The organism is Streptomyces sp. NPDC038213 (genome assembly GCF_055600495.1).
Window position 1 is genome coordinate 1 of the sequence record NZ_JBVJYM010000078.1, and the last position, 1,333, is coordinate 1,333.

The window sequence follows — 1,333 nt, forward strand, 5'->3', positions numbered from 1 at the left end:
GAGCTGGTGGACATGTCGCCGCAGGCGCTGCGGCGCCGGTTGGCGCACGGGAACGTGTACCGGCCGGAGAAGGTGGATGCGGCGCTGTCGAACTACTTCCGTCCGGGGAACCTGACGGCTCTGCGGGAGCTGGCGCTGTTGTGGACGGCGGACCGGGTGGACGAGTACCTGCGTGCGTACCGGGGTGAGCACGGGATCCGTTCGACGTGGCAGGCGCGGGAGCGGATCGTGGTGGGGCTGACGGGTGGTCCGGAGGGGCGGACGCTGATCCGGCGGGCGGCGCGGCTGGCGGAGAAGGGGGCGGGGGGTGAGGTGCTGGCGGTGTACGTGTCGCGCAGTGATGGTCTGACCTCGGCTTCGCCGAAGGAGCTGGCGGTGCAGCGGACCCTGGCGGAGGACCTGGGCGGTACGTTCCATCATGTGGTCGGCGACGATGTTCCGGCTTCGCTGCTGGAGTTCGCGCGGGGGGTGAACGCCACGCAGATCGTGCTGGGCTCCAGTCGCCGCAAGGCGTGGCAGTACGTGTGGGGGCCGGGTGTCGGTGCGACGGTGGCGCGGGACTCCGGGCCCGACCTCGACGTCCACATCGTCACCCACGAGGAGGCCGCCCGCGGCCGCGGCCTGCCCTCCGCGCGCGCGGGCGGGCGCGCCCCGCTCGGCCGGACCCGGATCCTCGCCGGCTGGGTGGTCGGCGTGGTGTGCCCCGCCCTGCTCACGCTGCTCCTCACGCACGTGGACGCGGACCTCGGGCTCGCCAACGACATGCTGCTCTTCCTCGCGCTGACCGTGGCCGCCGCCCTGCTCGGCGGACTGCTGCCGGCCCTGGCCTCGGCCGCCTTCGGTTGCCTGCTGCTGAACTACTACTTCACCCCGCCCCTGCACCAGCTGATGATCGCGGACCAGCGGAACATCGTCGCGATCACGGTCTTCTTCACGGTGGCCGCCGCGGTGGCCTCCGTGGTCGACCTCGCGGCCCGCCGCACCCACCAGGCCGCCCGGCTGCGCGCCGAATCCGAGGCGCTCTCGCTGCTCGCCGGCAGCCTGCTGCGCGGCGAGACCTCCCTCGAAGCCCTCCTCGAACGGGTCCGCGAGACCTTCGCCATGGAGTCCGCCGCCCTGCTGGAGCGCGCCGGGGACGCGGAACCGTGGACCCGTACGGCCAGCGCCGGCCCCTCGCCCGCGGACCGGCCGGAGGACGCGGACGTGGACGCCCCGGTCGGCGACCGCACGGCCCTCGTCCTCACCGGCCGCGTGCTGCCCGCCGAGGACCGCCGCCTCCTCGGCGCCTTCGCCGCCCAGGCCGTCACCCTGCTCGACCGGCGGCGGCTCGTCG

At 74.3% G+C, this 1,333-nt stretch carries 1 protein-coding gene; it reads left to right on the forward strand.

Annotation, left to right across the window (positions count from 1 at the left end):
* A partial coding sequence (locus ACZ7JZ_RS36030; RefSeq protein ID WP_470947401.1) for a DUF4118 domain-containing protein occupies positions 1 to 1,333 on the forward strand: 1,333 nt, incomplete at both ends.